The 14521-nt window shown below is 74.7% G+C and carries 11 protein-coding genes and 2 pseudogenes; 8 read left to right on the top strand and 5 right to left on the bottom strand.

Annotated elements, in window-relative coordinates; genetic code table 11:
- The first annotated feature begins 142 nt into the window (after positions 1–142).
- From I6A81_RS31865 to I6A81_RS31850, 4 genes are all read left to right on the top strand, one after another.
- Complete coding sequence (locus I6A81_RS31865; RefSeq protein WP_203003408.1) at positions 143–2344, top strand: ATP-dependent DNA helicase UvrD2; 2202 nt, start codon at positions 143–145, stop codon at positions 2342–2344.
- 307 nt (positions 2345–2651) lie between these two features.
- Positions 2652–3248, top strand: a complete 597-nt coding sequence (locus I6A81_RS31860) for a hypothetical protein (protein WP_203003387.1) — start codon at positions 2652–2654, stop codon at positions 3246–3248.
- Between the two features lie 92 nt (positions 3249–3340).
- Complete coding sequence (locus I6A81_RS31855; RefSeq protein ID WP_307875051.1) at positions 3341–3634, top strand: WhiB family transcriptional regulator; 294 nt, start codon at positions 3341–3343, stop codon at positions 3632–3634.
- A gap of 282 nt (positions 3635–3916) precedes the next feature.
- On the top strand, positions 3917–5542 hold the full coding sequence (locus I6A81_RS31850; RefSeq protein WP_203003388.1) for an alkaline phosphatase family protein: 1626 nt from the start codon (positions 3917–3919) through the stop codon (positions 5540–5542).
- A 3-nt stretch (positions 5543–5545) separates the two neighbouring features.
- Here the strand turns inward: I6A81_RS31850 and I6A81_RS31845 are convergent, their stop codons facing one another.
- From I6A81_RS31845 to I6A81_RS31830, 4 genes are all read right to left on the bottom strand, one after another.
- The gene (locus I6A81_RS31845) at positions 5546–7165 is read right to left on the bottom strand and encodes an ABC1 kinase family protein (protein WP_203003389.1); all 1620 of its coding nucleotides are present in this window, start codon (positions 7163–7165) and stop codon (positions 5546–5548) included.
- An 88-nt stretch (positions 7166–7253) separates the two neighbouring features.
- Positions 7254–8330, bottom strand: a complete 1077-nt coding sequence (locus I6A81_RS31840) for a ThiF family adenylyltransferase (protein ID WP_203003390.1) — start codon at positions 8328–8330, stop codon at positions 7254–7256.
- Positions 8331–8639: 309 nt separating this feature from the next.
- Entirely contained in the window at positions 8640–8801 is a 162-nt protein-coding gene (locus tag I6A81_RS31835) for a DUF5679 domain-containing protein (RefSeq protein WP_203003391.1), read from the bottom strand.
- A 727-nt stretch (positions 8802–9528) separates the two neighbouring features.
- Positions 9529–10887: a zinc-dependent metalloprotease gene (locus tag I6A81_RS31830; RefSeq protein WP_203003392.1), complete on the bottom strand. Its 1359-nt coding sequence runs from the start codon at positions 10885–10887 to the stop codon at positions 9529–9531.
- A gap of 181 nt (positions 10888–11068) precedes the next feature.
- On the opposite strand from I6A81_RS31830, the pseudogene I6A81_RS46045 reads away from it, so the two are divergent.
- The 4 genes and pseudogenes from I6A81_RS46045 to I6A81_RS31815 all read left to right on the top strand — a co-directional run.
- A pseudogene (locus tag I6A81_RS46045) lies at positions 11069–11311 on the top strand (molybdenum cofactor biosynthesis protein MoaE); the annotation flags it as partial.
- 246 nt (positions 11312–11557) lie between these two features.
- Positions 11558–11788, top strand: a pseudogene (locus tag I6A81_RS46040) (molybdenum cofactor biosynthesis protein MoaE); the annotation flags it as partial.
- Between the two features lie 179 nt (positions 11789–11967).
- Positions 11968–12396: a hypothetical protein gene (locus I6A81_RS31820; protein WP_203003394.1), complete on the top strand. Its 429-nt coding sequence runs from the start codon at positions 11968–11970 to the stop codon at positions 12394–12396.
- Between the two features lie 158 nt (positions 12397–12554).
- Entirely contained in the window at positions 12555–13595 is a 1041-nt protein-coding gene (locus I6A81_RS31815) for a YlbL family protein (RefSeq protein ID WP_203003395.1), read from the top strand.
- A 368-nt stretch (positions 13596–13963) separates the two neighbouring features.
- Here I6A81_RS31815 and I6A81_RS31810 read toward each other — a convergent pair whose 3' ends face one another.
- Positions 13964–14473, bottom strand: a complete 510-nt coding sequence (locus I6A81_RS31810; RefSeq protein ID WP_203003396.1) for a PPA1309 family protein — start codon at positions 14471–14473, stop codon at positions 13964–13966.
- Positions 14474–14521 lie beyond the last annotated feature (48 nt).

Here is a 14521-nt window from a genome sequence, read left to right as displayed (position 1 = left end):
GCCCGGTCCCGCCGCCCGGCGCACGGACGCCTCGGCCGCGGCCGCGGCCGAGGCCGACGGCGCCCGCGGCGACGACGGTGCCCGCGGCGACGGTGCCCGCGGCGACGGTGCCCGCGGCGACGGTGACGGCGGGCAGCCGGGGCTGGACCCCGAGCAGTTGGCCGCGGTGCTGGCCCCGGTCGGGCCGGTGTGCATCCTCGCGGGCGCCGGCACCGGCAAGACCAGGACCATCACCCACCGGATCACGCGCCTGGTCGCCCAGGGCATCCCCGGCGACCAGGTGCTCGCCGTCACCTTCACCAACCGGGCCGCCGGTGAGCTGCGGGCCCGGCTGCGGGCGATGGGCGCCGAGGGGGTGCAGGCCAGGACCTTCCACGCGGCCGCGCTGCGCCAGCTCGGCTACTTCTGGCCCAAGGTCGCCGGGGCCGCGCTGCCCGGCCTGGTCGAGAGCCGGATCCCGCTGGTCGCCAAGGCGGCGAGCCGCTCCTCCCGGCAGCTGGACCGAAGCGAGCTGCGTGACCTCGCCGCCGAGATCGAGTGGGCCAAGGCGACGATGGTGACGCCCGAGGACTACCCGCGCGCCGCCGAGGACGCGGGCCGGGAGACCTCGTGGCGCCCCGAGGCCGTCGCCCAGCTCTACGCCGACTACGAGCGGGCCAAGCGCGCGGCCGGAGCGCTCGACTTCGACGACCTGCTGCTGCTCACCGCCGCGGTCATCGAGGAGCACGGCTGGGTGGCGACCGAGCTGCGTTCTCGCTACCGCCACTTCGTGGTCGACGAGTACCAGGACGTCAACCCGCTGCAGCAGCGGGTGCTCGACGCCTGGCTCGGTGGTCGCGACAGCCTGTGCGTCGTCGGCGACCCGTACCAGACCATCTACTCGTTCAGCGGCGCCTCGCCGCGCTACCTCGTGGACTTCCCGCGCCGTTACCCGGCGGCCACCGTGGTACGGCTGGTCCGCGACTACCGCTCCACCCCCCAGGTGGTCGGCCTGGCGAACGCGCTGCTCGACGCGGCCACCGGGAACGGCCCAGGCTCCTCGGCGGGGACCGCTGGCGGGACGACGAAGGCCGGGGCTCCCGCCGGATCGGGAACTCCCGCCGGATCCGGGGTCCCTTCCCGATCGGCGGAGCCGACCGGGGAGGCCCGCAAGCCGGTCCGGCCGGCTCACGGCCGGGCGAGGCTCGTCGCCATGCGCCCGCCGGGCCCGGAACCCACGGTGCTGGAATGCGCGGACGAGGCGGCCGAGGCGAAGGCGGTGGTGGCCAGGATCCGGGCGTTGCTCGCCGCGGGGGTGCCGGCGAGCGAGATCGCCGTGCTCTACCGGATCAACGCCGCGTCCGAGGCCTATGAAGAGGCGATCGGCGCCGCTGGCCTCCCGTACCTCGTGAAGGGCGGTGAGCGGTTCTTCGACCGGCCGGAGGTGCGTGACGCGATCCGGCTGCTGCGTGCCGCGGTGCGCTCGGCCGAGACCGACCGCCCGGAGGGCCTCGCCGACACGGTGGCCGACGTGCTGCGGTCCGGTGGCTGGCGGGCGACGGCGCCGGTCGGCGGCGCGGAGCGGGAACGCTTCGAGAACCTCGCCGCGCTGCACCGGCTGGCCGTCGGCCTGGCCGCCGCGGAGCCCGCGGCCGGGTTGGAGCGTTTCGTCGCCGAGCTCGCCGACCGGGTCGCGCATCAGCATGTGCCCACCGTCGAGGGCGTGACCCTGGCGTCGCTGCACGCGGCCAAGGGCCTGGAATGGGACGCGGTGTTCCTCGTCGGCTTGGTCGACGGCATGGTGCCGATCGTGCACGCGCAGACCGACGAGGAGATCGAGGAGGAGCGCCGGCTGCTCTACGTCGGCATCACCCGGGCGCGAGTGCACCTGACGCTGTCCTGGGCGCTGGCGCGCGCCGAGGGGGGGCGGCCGCGGCGGCGTTCCCGGTTTCTCGACGCCCTGCGCCCGGCCCGCGCCCGGGCGGTGACCGCGGGCCTGGCGAACGGGGGCGACGCGCCGGGCGGGGCTGCCCGCGGGCGCGCGCGGGGCGCGGTGCACTGCCGGGTATGCGGGCAGGCGCTGACCGGCTCCGCCGCCCGCGCCGGCCGGTGCGCGAGCTGCCCGAGCCAGGTCGACCGGGCGCTGCTGGACCGGCTGCGCAGGTGGCGCGCGGCGAAGGCGGAGGAGCTGAGCCGGCCGGCGTTCGTCGTCCTCACCGACGCGACGCTGGAGGCGATCGCGGAGCGCCGGCCGCGCACGGTCGCCGAGCTGGTCGCCCTGCCTGGCATCGGCCAGGTGAAACTCGACACCTTTGGCGCCGACGTGCTGGCCCTGGTCGCCGGCCGGCCGGCGCCGCGTGGCTGACCAGTCGGCCGGCCCCGTCCCGCCGGTGGCGGCCTGATCGTCTAGCGCTACTGTCTGTTGCTTGCCGCGGCTGGCGCAAGTCGGTGGTCACGTGGGGTGTCATCTGGGCGACTCGAAAAATAGGTTGTCGCGGTCCGGACGTCCCCCTACCGTTACCCGTGAACACCGGAGCAGGTGCGCTGAACGCTGAGTTGGCTCGTCGCGAGCCGCCGGCTGGCTCACCGCCGTTCTGGGTGGACGAACCACGCATCTGACAGGTGCCTGGCCGCGTGAAGGCGGTCCGGCCGCGCGAAAGGAGGCGATAGGAGTGGTCAACATTCGTATCGCGTTCCTTGGCGTCGGCTGTGCCCAGTTCGAGAGCACCGCCCACGCACGCGTGCGCGCGGCCAGCGTCGGCGGCGGCCTCGTCAATGACCTTCCCGGCACGACCGGTGCGCCCGACGCCCTCTATGGGCGGCCCGGCGCCGTCGACGCCGCCACGTGGGGCGTACTCGGTGCCCGGGAGGTCTTCGGCCTCGCGTCGCCATGGCTCGGCGAAACGCTGCCCGGCGATGCCGTGCTAGGCGACGCCATGCCCGGCGAGGGGATGACGGAGCCGACGATCTGGCGCGCGGCCGCGGGGAGCTCCCCGATCGGCACCGCTGGTCGGGCGGCAGCCCCGGCGCTGACCACCGGCATGGCGTCGGTGGAACCGCTGGCGGATGACGCCCCGTTCGGCGCCTGGTCGGCTCTGAAGCCGGCCACCGGGATGGCGACGCGTCATGCCGCGAGCCCCGCCGCCCAGGCCGCACAGGAGAAGTCCGTCCGCCAGACGGCCGCCGTCGCCCAAGCCAACCCGATTCAGCCGTACGCCCGACGCCACGCAAGCAGCAGGGGTCCGTCCAGGACGGAACCGCCGGTCTAGACCGGCACCTAGGCCCGAACCCGAGGCCGCGGACCCCGCTGGGGACCGCGGCCTTTGTGTTTTGCCCTTCTGACCGCACCGAAGAGATTCCTGTGTCGGAGGTGACACCGGTGTTCGACCCCTCGATCGTCGCCCGGATCGAGCGGGAGCGTCTCTCGCTGCCCTGCTGGGACGCTGATCCCGACCTGTTCTTCGCCGAGTCGCCGGCGGACGTCGAGGCCGCGAAGGCCATCTGCGTCGACTGCCCCGTCCGGCTTGCCTGCCTGTCGACCGCGCTCGACCGGCACGAGCCGTGGGGTGTGTGGGGTGGTGAGCTCGTGGTCACCGGCGTCGTGGTGCCCTACAAGCGCCCCCGTGGCCGCCCGCGCAAGGTGGTCGCCGCCTAGCCGGCCACCGCGCCAGGCCTCGCCGGCTCGTCGCATGAGCCGTTCCGTCCGGAGCCCGACCCCTGTCCCCACTCCAACCCTCGTTCCTACTCCAAAACCCGTCCCTACTCCGACGCACTGGCCGTCTGGCCGCCCCGCCCGGGGCCGGCCAGGCGGCCAGACGTCTTGCGCCCGCGGCCTGGCGCGCCGCCTCGCGCCGGAACCAGGTGTTACTGGAAACGCCCTCTGGGGGTGAGACGCGCTTCGCCTGCCGGTCCCGTGTCCGCCAGTAGTGTTCCGGTCGTGCCAAGCAGCGAGCGAACCTACCCGGTCCGGGCGGAGGCGGTGCCCAGCCAGCCCGGCTCCCGCGTCTCGGCGGGTCAGCGGGCCGCGGAGCTGGCCAGGGCCGTGGCGGTCCTGACCGTCCCTGCTCTGGAAGAGGTCGTCGACCTGGTCGCCTGGGTCGACGACGGCTGGCTGAACGTCGCCAACTCGGCGGGGGCGGCCCGGATCCCCGCCGCCGAGCCGGCCGGACAGTGGCGGGTACTGCGAGGGCGCAACCCCGTCGAGCGGCAGGACCCGATGCACGGGGTGCCGCGCGCGGCCGCGCTCGCCGATCCCTCGCCGCCGAACGACCGCAACTCCTACCCGCTGGCCGGGCCGCGGCTCGCCTCGGTCTTCGCCGACCCGACCCGCTCGCCCGACCTCGTCGTCGTGCACAGCGCCGCGCACTACTGGCCCGAGCAGGGCGGCCACCTCGGTGAGCACGGATCCCTCGACGCGGGCCAGTCACGCGCGCCGCTGCTGCTGTCCGGCGCGGGCGTGCGCGCGCGCGGCCTGATCGCGCGGCACGCCAGGGTCGTGGACATCGCCCCCACGCTGGCGGCGCTCGCCGGCGCCTCGATGCCGGGCGTCGAGGGCACCGTGCTCGCCGACCTGCTCGACGACGGCGCCGCGTCGCCCCGGCACGCGCCGCCCCGGTACGTCGTCGGACTCCTCTGGGACGGGACGAACTGCAACGACCTGCTCGCGCTGGCCGAGGCGGGCGCGCTGCCGAACGTCGCCCGGCTGCTCGCCCGCGGCTGCGCGCTGACCGGCGGCGCGGTGGCCGAGTTCCCGAGCGTCACGCTCACCAACCACACCTCGGCGCTCACCGGGGTCGGCCCGGGGCGGCACGGGATCCTGCACAACGTCTACTTCGACCGGGCGGCCGGCCGTCAGGTCGTCACCAACGAGGTCAAGGCCTGGCACACGGCCTGCGACAAACTGCGGCCGGGCGTGCGCACGGTGTTCGAGGCGGTCGGCGCCGCCCGCGCGGGCGCGCTGACGGCCTGCGTGAACGAGCCGATCGACCGTGGCGCCGGCTACTCGACCTTCGAGCTGGTCCGCGCGCTGGAAAGCCTCGACGGTCCCGGCGGCATGGCGGACCATCTGCCCTCCAGCGACGACGACCCGCACACCAGCCAGGAATGGGCCTCCGTCGACCCGGACTACGCGTGGTCGAGCCGGGTCGACGCGCTCGGGCTGACGCAGGTGCTCCAGCTCTGGGAGTCGGCCGACCCGCCGGTGCTCACCTGGTGGAACACCACGGGCACGGACACGGGCCATCACGCCGGCGGGCCGTACTCCGCGCAGTCGCGGGCCTCGCTGCTCGACGCGGACCGCCGCCTCGGCGTCTTCCTCGATCTTCTCGACGCCCGCGGGCTGACCGAGGCGACCGCCATCCTGCTCACCGCCGATCACGGCAGCGAGGGCGCGCGGGTCACCTGCACCGGCGACTGGGACGAGGCGCTGCGCGCCGCGGGCGTCACCTTCCGCGACGAGGGCTACGGCTTCCTCTACCTGGGCGACCTCGACGAGGACACCGCCGGCCCCGAGCTCGCCGAGTCCGCCGAGGCCACGCCCCAGCCGAGGCCCGCCGGCGCCTAGCGCTCAGGCGGAGGCGAGGCCCGTGTCGGGCGGGGGCTCGGTGGCCCGCGGATCGCGCCCCGCTCGCCCGGCTCCTCGAACCGGGCGGGGACGCCGGGGACCAGGCGGCGGACCGAACAGGACCAGCCCGGGCGGTGACGCGTCCGCCGCCTCGGCGTCCAGGGGGATCGCCAGGCGGGGGAGCTTGCGGCCCGGCCGGTTCACCCGGGCGGCGTGCCGCGCGGCGGGTGTGCCGGGCGGGGCGAATCCGGGCTGCCAGCGTTCCATCTCCGCCCGCAGCCCGGCGGTGGCCTCGAGCTGGCAGAGCAGCCCGATCCCGCTCATCGTGACCCGGTGGATCAGCAGGTAGGACGGCGGCAGGTTGAGCTGGCGGGACAGCTGGGCGGCCGGCGAGCGCCAGTCGGCGAGCCGCGTCGCCTGCTCCCGCAGCCAGCCGCGGGAGAACGCGAACTCGTCGACCGCGAGCGCGTCGAGCAGCGGGCCGAGGCTTTCCAGGAACTGGTGGGCGTCGACCGTGGCGGACGGCGGGATGAAACCCTCGCGGCGCAGGCCCTCGATCACCTGCGCCGCCGCGTCGTCATTCCCGGCCATGGCGTCGCCGGAGTGCGCGTCGCCGGAGTGCGCGTCGCCGGAGTGCGCGGCGCTGGCGCGGGCGTCGACCGCGAGCCGGGTCAGCCGGCCGATGGCCTCCGGCAGCCCGTCGGGCAGCCGGTTGACCGCGCCGAAGTCCAGCACGCCGAGCCGGCCGTCGGCGAGCAGCCGGAAGTTGCCCGGGTGGGGGTCGGCGTGCAGCAGCCCGGCCCGCGGCGGGCCGGAGTAGAGAAACCGGCACAGCAGCAGCCCGGCCCGGTCGCGTTCGGCCTGCTCGCCGTGGGCGATCACCTCGGCCAGCGGGGTGCCGTCGAGCCACTCGCTCACCAGCACGTGGTCGGCGGCGGCGACGGGCCAGGGGATCGCGATGTCCGGGTCGTCACGGAAGGCCTCGGCGAACGCGCGCTGCCAGGTCGCCTCGAGCCGGTAGTCCAGTTCCTCGGCTACCCGCGCCCGCAGCTCCTCCACCAGCGGTTTCACGTCCAGGCCCGGCGCCAGCACGCCGAACAGCCGCGCCGCCCGGCCGAGCTGGGCCAGGTCGGACAGCAGCGCCCGGCCGGCGCCGGGGTACTGCACCTTCACCGCGACCGGCCGCCCGTCCGACCACACCGCCCGGTGCACCTGGCCGATGCTGGCCGCGGCGACCGGCTCGTCGTCGAACGACTGGAACAGCGCCCGCCAGTCCTGGCCGAGCTCGGCGGCCAGCACCTTGTGGATGGTCGCCGCCGGCAGCGGCGGCGCGGCCTCCTGCAGCTTCGTCAGCGCCGCCCGGTACGGTCCGGCGACCTCGTCGGGCAGGGCCGCCTCGAAGACGGACAGCGCCTGGCCGAGCTTGAGCGCCCCGCCCTTGAGCTCACCGAGGACTCGGAACACCTGCTCGGCGGTGCGTTGCTGCAGCTCGGTCGCGATGGTCTCGGCGGGACGGCCACCGATGCGCCGGCCGACGCCGAGCGTCGCCCGGCCGGCGTAGCCAAGGGGCAGGGACGCGAGCCGGGCGGTTCGCACCACGGCCCGGCGGGGAATGTCGGACACCCGTCTATCGTCGCTGTCTTCGCCCGCTCGTGGAGCGCGGAGCGCAAGGTTCGGCGTCGGGTCGGCCACTCGGCCGGTCTGTCGGCCCTCAGCCGTCGGGGGTGTGAGTCCCGCGACAGGGGCAGTCCGGGTGCGGCGGCCAGGTACGCCGCCGGACCCGCCAGTCGGGTGGCGCGATCTCCAGCGTGCCGCCCGCGGTGCGGGGCAGCTCCTCGTCGGTGGCCCGGTGGGCTCCCGCGTCCACGAAGGCCAGCGCCTGGGCGGCCGTGAGCGCGCTGACCATCGCGGCGAGGGTCACCTCGCAGGCGTCCGGGCCGGTCTCGGCCCGCCGCGCGAGCTGCAGGGCGAGCAGCGGCCAGGCCGGGTCGGCGGTGTACCGGACCAGATGCTGGCAGTGCAGGCACGAGGTACGGCCGGGCACGACGAAGGGGCCGACGACTCCGGTGGTCTCGCGCACGCCGGCCAGCAGGTGCGGGACGCCTTCTCGCTCCAGTGCCAGGGCCTCGTCCGGGCGCGGCACCGGCAGGCCGGCCGGCGTGAGCACGACGAGGTCCGGCCGGAACGGCCGGGCCGTGCGCGCGGGGGCGGGGGACCGGGTCACCCGGCCGAGCGCCGCCAGGGCCGCGGCCGCCCGGGGGCGGCCCACGTCGTCGAGGCTCAGCGCCCCGGGGCCGACGTCTCCCGGGCCCGTGAGGCCGGCGTCGTCGACGACCACCCGGCCGATGCCGGCGGCGGCGAGCAGCGCGGCGACGTGCGCGCCGACGCGGCCGGCGCCCTGGACCCGGACCCGGGCCGCGCGCCGGCGGGCAAGCGCCCGGCGCGCCCCGTCGGGGTCCCGGGTGGCCAGCGAGAGGGCGGCGTGGTCCGGCCGCAGCCGGTCCCGTTCGACGGCGGTGAGCGGCGGCTCGTCGGCGTCGTCGTCGGGAACGGTGGCGTCGTCGAGCAGTCCGGCCTCGTCGAGCAGGTCGAGCAGGTCGATGGTGGCGGGATCGCCGTCGGCCCTTAGCCGGGCGCTGGTGCGCGAGCCGTCGAGCGCGCCGAGCGCGGCGGCATGCGCGGGAGTCACGTCGGGCAGGACGAGCGCGAGCGACGGGTCGACCCCGAGCTGGAGGGTCGACCCGTCTCGCCACAGGCGGCGCAGACCGGGCTTGAGTACCGGGCGCATGGGCACCTCCTCACCCGGCCGGCGCCGCCCGGGAGCCGGGCGAGCGGGGCGCGGACCGCGCGGATGGGGCGGCGCCAGCCGGGTGGGCCGCGCCAGCGGGCACGGTCGCACACCTTCGGCCGGCACGGCCCATCGCGGGAGCGCGGGGGCGGGCGGCCGCCGCTTGACAGCGGAGCCGGACCCGTCCCCCTCGCGGCGGCCGGCCTGGCGGCCCGCGGTCGTCACCGGTCGCGCGCCGCCGTCCCCTCGGGGCGGGGACGGCGTGACCAGGCGACGGCGCGGACCGCCCGCCGGGATCCCGACCGAGGATCAGGCCTTGCCGAGGATCCGATTGATCGTCGAGCCGCAGACCGGGCACGTGCCCCGGGCCATCCGCCGGCCGGACTCGCTGATCCGCACCTCGCCCTCGTAGTGACGCTTCTCCTTGCACTTGACGCAGTAGCCCTCGTAGCTGTCGACGCTGTCGGCCACGCGGTCTCCCTTCCCAGGTCCGTCGCCCGGCCACCTCGCCGGGCGCGGACGCCCAGTGATCCTCAGGACAGGTGCTCGGGACGGCCTTCCGATGCCCGCGGGGTCCTGTCGTCAGGCCCCGGCTGGCCGGGTGACGCTCTGGCGGAAGGCTCACGGCCCGCGCGCGGCGGGCCGTCCCGGGGCGCGCGGCCGGGCCTGACCGGTCGGCCCCGCGCCCGCCGCCGGCGATCTCCGGTCCGCCCGGCGGTGTGTCGCCCCGGGCCCGGCCTTCGTGCGGCGGCGGGACTCATCCTCCCCAGCGGGACCGCGGCTCGTTCAGGGGGCCGGCCCGGTGGGTGACCGGCCGGCCGCGCATCCGGACGGCGATGACCGCCCGGCGCGTGCCCTGAGGGTGCGTCGTCCTGGCCTCGCGGTGGGCGCTCGCTCGCCCGGGCGCGGCCGGGCCCGGGCGCGGCGGACACGCTGCGCGTGGGCGCGGGAGACCCTGGTAGACCCGAGCGTTCGCGGTCGCCTCATCTGGGCGATCGGGTCACCAAGAGTCTCGAGCTGGTGACTTTTTGGTGGTCGCGGTGTTGCGCCGACATCACCGGACGGAGTACGGAACCGGGTGGCCGGCCGGCCGGGACCGGTTGGCGGCCGTTGGCTCCGCCGTGGCCGCCTCGGGACGCGCCTCGAGGGCGCGTCATCGGCCGTTGGACCGTGCCGTGCTCCGCGGCCGTCCTGGCGGCTACGCCGGTGTGGCCGGGCCCGGTTCGTCGGGGGGCGGGTCGAGCAGCTTCTCGATCTCCGCGATCGGGTCGAGGGTGCTTGCTCCCGAACCGGAGACGAACGCGTCCGGGTTCGCGAGGTCGTCCGCCGACGGCAGCAGGTCCGGGTGGTCCCAGATGGCGTCGCGCCCGTCGGTGCCGCGGGCGTCGCGCAGCGCGGCCCACAGCGCGGCGGCCTCGCGCAGGCGGCGCGGCCGCAGGGACAGCCCGACCAGGGTCGCGAAGGTCTGCTCCGCCGGCCCGCCCTCGGCCCGCCGCCGGCGGACCATCTCGTGCAGCCGGGGCGCCGCGGGCAGGTGCGCGCTGGCCGCCGTGTCCGTCACGTGGTCGATCCAGCCCTCGACGAGGGCGAGCCCGACCTCGAGACGGCCGAGCGCCGCCTCCTGCTCGGGAGTGGTGGCGTCGGCGAACACGTCCTCTCCGAGCGCCTCGGCGAGGCTCTCGGGGTTCATGAGCGCGCTCGGGTCGACCATCCGGATCACCCGGCCGAGCGCCTCCTGGTCGATGGTGATGCCCCTGGCGTACTCCTCGACCATGCCCAGCAGATGGGCGCGCAGCCACGGCACATGCCCGAACAGTCGGGTCGCGGCGGCTTCCCGCAGTGCGAGGTAGATCCGGACCTCGTCGGCGGAGATGTCGAGCCCGTCACCGAAGGCGGCGACGTTCGCGGGCAGCAGCGCGGCCGTCCCGCTCGGGCCGAGTGGCAGCCCGATCTCGGTGGACGAGACGACCTCCCGCGCCAGCGTGCCAATCGCCTGCCCGACCTGTGCGCCGAACAGCAACCCGCCGATCCGGTTCATCATCTCGAGGACCGGGCCGCCCGAGGCCATCAACTTGCCGAGGTCGAGGCCCGGCGGCAGCGCCGCCGCGAGTTCCGGTGGCAGGCCGCCGGAGCCGAGCTGGGCGATCCCGCCGGACAGGCCGGTTCGCATCGCCTCGACGACCTTCGCCGCGACCGGGTCGCACAGCGTGCGCCAGACCGGCAGCGTCGCGTCGATCCAGCGCGTCCGTGACCAGGCCTGCGCCAGCGCGCCGCCGGCTGGCAGCGTGGTGACCGGGTCGAGCCAGACGTCGGCGACGCGCAGCGCGGCGGCGACCGCGTCCTCGTCGGTCGAGGTGACCTTGGGGTCGTCGGAGCCGACGGTCCGGGCGGCCACCTGCTTGGCGAGGTCCCAGTTGACCGGGCCGCCCTGCCAGGACAGCAGCTTCTCCAGCTCGGCGAAGAACGGCGCCATGCCGCCAAACGGGCCGAACGGGCCTTGCCCGCCGTCGCCACCGCCGCCGCCAGGGCTGAAACCAAACGGGAACTGGCTACTCATCGCTGTGATCCTCGCCGGCGCGCCGGCCGGGTGGCGGCCGACGCCGCGCGCTGTGCGGACATGTATCCACCGTAATAGTTCTCCCCGCCGACTCAGGACCTAGTCGCCGCCGGTCGGGCGATCTGATCATAAAAATTCGATCATAGAGCTCGTGGGCTGACCCAGCGGATACCTTCGGCTGATGGATATCTCCCTCGCCGGTCCGTCGGTCCGCGCGGGCCGACGTCCGCTCGTCGTGGCCGAGCTGCGCGACTCACCGCTGTCGGTGGACGAATGTCTGGCCGCGGTGAGCCTGCCCGAAGCGGGTGGAACCGCGCTTTTCGTCGGGACTGTTCGCGACCACGACGGCGGGCGCTCCGTGGTCGAACTGGAGTACGTCGCCCACCCGGTGGCCGAGCGGGAGATGGCGGCCGTCGCCCGCGAGGTGGCCGAACACGGGGGCGTCTGGCCGGAGGCGGGAGGCGCGCCGGGCGGCGGGCCCCGCGCGGTCGGCGTCGACACTCGCGATCATGATGCCGGAGGCCATGACCACGGAGGCCATGACCACGGAGGCCATGACCACGGCGTTCAGGGCCACGATTTTCATGGCCACGGCGTTCAGGGACATGACGTTGAGGGACATGACGTTGAGGGACACGGCCTCGGCGCCGTGCCCGGCCTCGGCGCGCCGGCCGGGCGTGGCGTGCTCGCGGTGGCCGTGCTGCACCGGACCGGGCTGCTGACCATCGGCGACATCGCCGTCGTCGCCGCCGCGTCGGCGGCGCACCGAGCGGAGGCATTCGTGGCGTGCCGCGCGCTCATCGACGAGGTCAAGAGCCGGGTGCCCATCTGGAAGCGCCAGTTGTTCAGCGACGGCACGGCGGAATGGGTAGGAGCCTGCTCGGCGGGGAACCTAGGATAGAGCTAGGTCCAGGACGGTAACTCCTCACCTCACTTGCTAACTGGCCACCCTCCCTGTCTCGACCCCACTTCCTCGGCGCCGAGCCGGGGTGGTGTGGTCGCCGGCCTTTGGCCGGCTTCCCGAGAGGCCGCTCTGTCTACCCGGGGGTGTGCCCCCGGACCCCCGATGTCGAGGCCGCCATGTGGTTGCTGCTGATTCCCCCCGCGGCGTTGCTGCTGGCGCTGCTGTGGACCGCGCGTCGTCGCCGGCCCACGCGCGCCCATGAAGCGATGATCACAATTGAGGGCTACCGCCGCATGGTGGCCGCCCTGGCCCCCGATCCCAACGATCCCGCCGATGCCGGACATCCCTCGGGAGCCGGGGATCCCGCCGGAGCCGGCGATGCGGCTGGTGTCGGCGGTCCGGCGCCCGAGCGGTCCGGCGCCGGCTCGGGCGAGGCCGGCTGGACCGAGGTGTCGGTCATCCCGCCGCGGCCCGGCCCCGACGAGCCCGAGGCCCTCGTCCCGAGCGCGCGGGAGTTCGCCGGCCGGGTGCCCACGGCCCCGCCGGCTCCTGAGCCGGCGGCGCGCCGGGAGGTTCCGAGGACCGCCGAGACGCTGGGCGACTGACCGGCCCGGCGCCTCGCGGGCCGGTCGGCCCGCGGCGCCTCGCGGCGGCCGGCGCGACGGCGGGTCCGGCGGGCGGAGACCGTTTGACGACTTTCGGCGGTCCTGAGACGAGTGGCGCCGATCGCCCCGGGGGCCGCTGGCGTACATAGACTGCGGGCATGGCGCGCCGGACTCAGACCCTGGTTGTCGCGTCGGTGCTCGCGCTCGCGCTCGGAATCTGGGGCCTGTGGCTTCCGGTGCCGTTCGTCACCCTCGCCCCTGGTCCGGTAACGAACACTCTTGGCAGCGTCAAGGGCGTCACGCTCATCGAGATCGAGGGACGCCAGACCTATCCGACGAGCGGGCAGCTTCAGCTCACCACCGTGGAGGAGACCCCGCGGCTGACCCTGCTCGACGCGTTGGAGGACTGGTTCGGGGACGACAGCGCGGTCGTACCGCGGGAGCTGATCCAGCCGCCAGGCAAGACCCAGGAGCAGATCCAGCAGCAGAACACCGCGGCGATGGTGGAGTCGCAGGACTCCGCGACCGCGGCGGCGCTGGCTGAGCTCGGGATCGAGCCGATCGGTACCTCCGTCGTCGTCGACGAGGTGCTCGCCGCCTCGCCCGCGACGGGCAAACTGTCGTCGGGAGACGTGGTCACCGAAATCAACGGGACGGCCGTGCACTCGGAGATGGCGCTGCGCGAGGAGATCGGCAAGGCCAAACCGGGCGACGACGTCAAGGTCACCTACCAGCGCGGCTCGGATCCCGCCACGACTGTCGTGATCACCACCAAGGCGGCCGAGGACAACGCCCAGCGGCCGATCATCGGGATCAGGACCGCGGAGAAACAGACCTACCCGTTCACGGTTCAGATCCGCATCTCCGACGTCGGCGGCCCTAGCGCGGGGCTGATGTTCGCGCTGGGGATCGTGGACCTGCTCACGCCGGGCCAGCTCACCGGCGGGCGCACCATCGCCGGCACAGGCACGATCGACAACGCGGGCAAGGTCGGCCCGATCGGCGGCATCCAGCAGAAAATCCTCGGTGCCCGGGGCTCCGGCGCCACCGTCTTCCTCGTCCCCGCGGCGAACTGCGCGGACGCGAAGCGGATGGCGTCCGACGAGCTCACCCTGGTCAAGGTCGACAACCTGCACGGCGCGCTGGACGCGCTGGACAAGCTCGGGGGGCCCGGGCAGTCCACCATCCCGACCTGCTGACCGGCCCGGGCCGGTCAGGGCGTGGCGGAGGACGAGAGCTCGCCTGTCGCGACCGGTTCCCGGCGCGTTCCCGCCGCCAGGGTCCTTCCCGTGGGCCTTGCTGGGGCGGCTCGACCGCCGAACAGCGCACACATCCGAGGATCACCGGCTGGAGGGGAGCCCGTCGGTTTCCTTGATCGTCAGATGTGTGCGCCATTCGGCGTCTTCTGCCCGTTTGTCCCTGAATCCCGCACGGATCTGGTGATCCTCTGAGGAGGCCGGGCCGGGACGGGACGGGGTGAAGACGCTGGTTGTGTGCGTGGATCGGCGGTCCGGGACCGCGGATCATGATCCCACGGGGAGCGCCCTAGAGGATCCACGGGAGCGCCCTAGAGGAAGGTCGCGAACAGGCCGTCGAACAGCGCGTCGGCGATGTCGGGGTCGACAACGACCTCGTTCTCGTCGGCGCGGCGGCGCAGGCACGAGGTGAACTTGCCCGAGCGGGTGACCGCGACGGCCACCCGGATGTCCTGCCGCTCCGGGTGGTTGGTCGCCCAGATGTCGATCTCACGGTCGCTGTAAGGAATCTCTTCCTCCGCGCTCGGCGGGAGTACCACCAGCTCGGTTACCAGCACGCAGCCTTCCACCTCGTCGGGCCAGCCGATGGTGCCCAGGATCTGCTCCAGCGGCCCCACCGGCAGGTTCTCCTGCTCGATCGGAGTCAGTGACCGCGTGGCGGCCTCACCGAGGTAGTGCCGCAGGTTCGGGTCATAGGCCAGCAGGTCGGCGGTGTGGGCGAGCGCGAAGAGCCGATGAGGCTGGCTCCAGCCGCCCGCGGCGACGTACTTCTCGAGCTCGAGCGCGATCTCGGTCAGCTCCGGGAGTTGGGGGCTCGTCACCGGCTCATCCTCCCCGATCGGCCCAGAAGCCTCTCCGGCCGCCCCACG

Origin of the sequence: Frankia nepalensis (assembly GCF_016786325.1) — a bacterium.
Taxonomy (GTDB): Bacteria; Actinomycetota; Actinomycetes; order Frankiales; family Frankiaceae; genus Pseudofrankia; species Pseudofrankia nepalensis.
The sequence above is the reverse complement of the archived record's forward strand: the minus strand, read 5'-3'. Positions and strand labels throughout refer to the sequence as shown.

What these genes read in the sequence shown, in the direction of transcription:
- I6A81_RS31815 (WP_203003395.1), top strand. Translation starts at nt 12,555, where the DNA reads ATGGCGCGCCGGACTCAGACCCTGGTTGTCGCGTCGGTGCTCGCGCTC.
- I6A81_RS31820 (WP_203003394.1), top strand. Translation starts at nt 11,968, where the DNA reads ATGTGGTTGCTGCTGATTCCCCCCGCGGCGTTGCTGCTGGCGCTGCTG.
- I6A81_RS31840 (WP_203003390.1), bottom strand. Translation starts at nt 8,330, where the DNA reads ATGCGCCCGGTACTCAAGCCCGGTCTGCGCCGCCTGTGGCGAGACGGG.
- I6A81_RS31830 (WP_203003392.1), bottom strand. Translation starts at nt 10,887, where the DNA reads ATGAGTAGCCAGTTCCCGTTTGGTTTCAGCCCTGGCGGCGGCGGTGGC.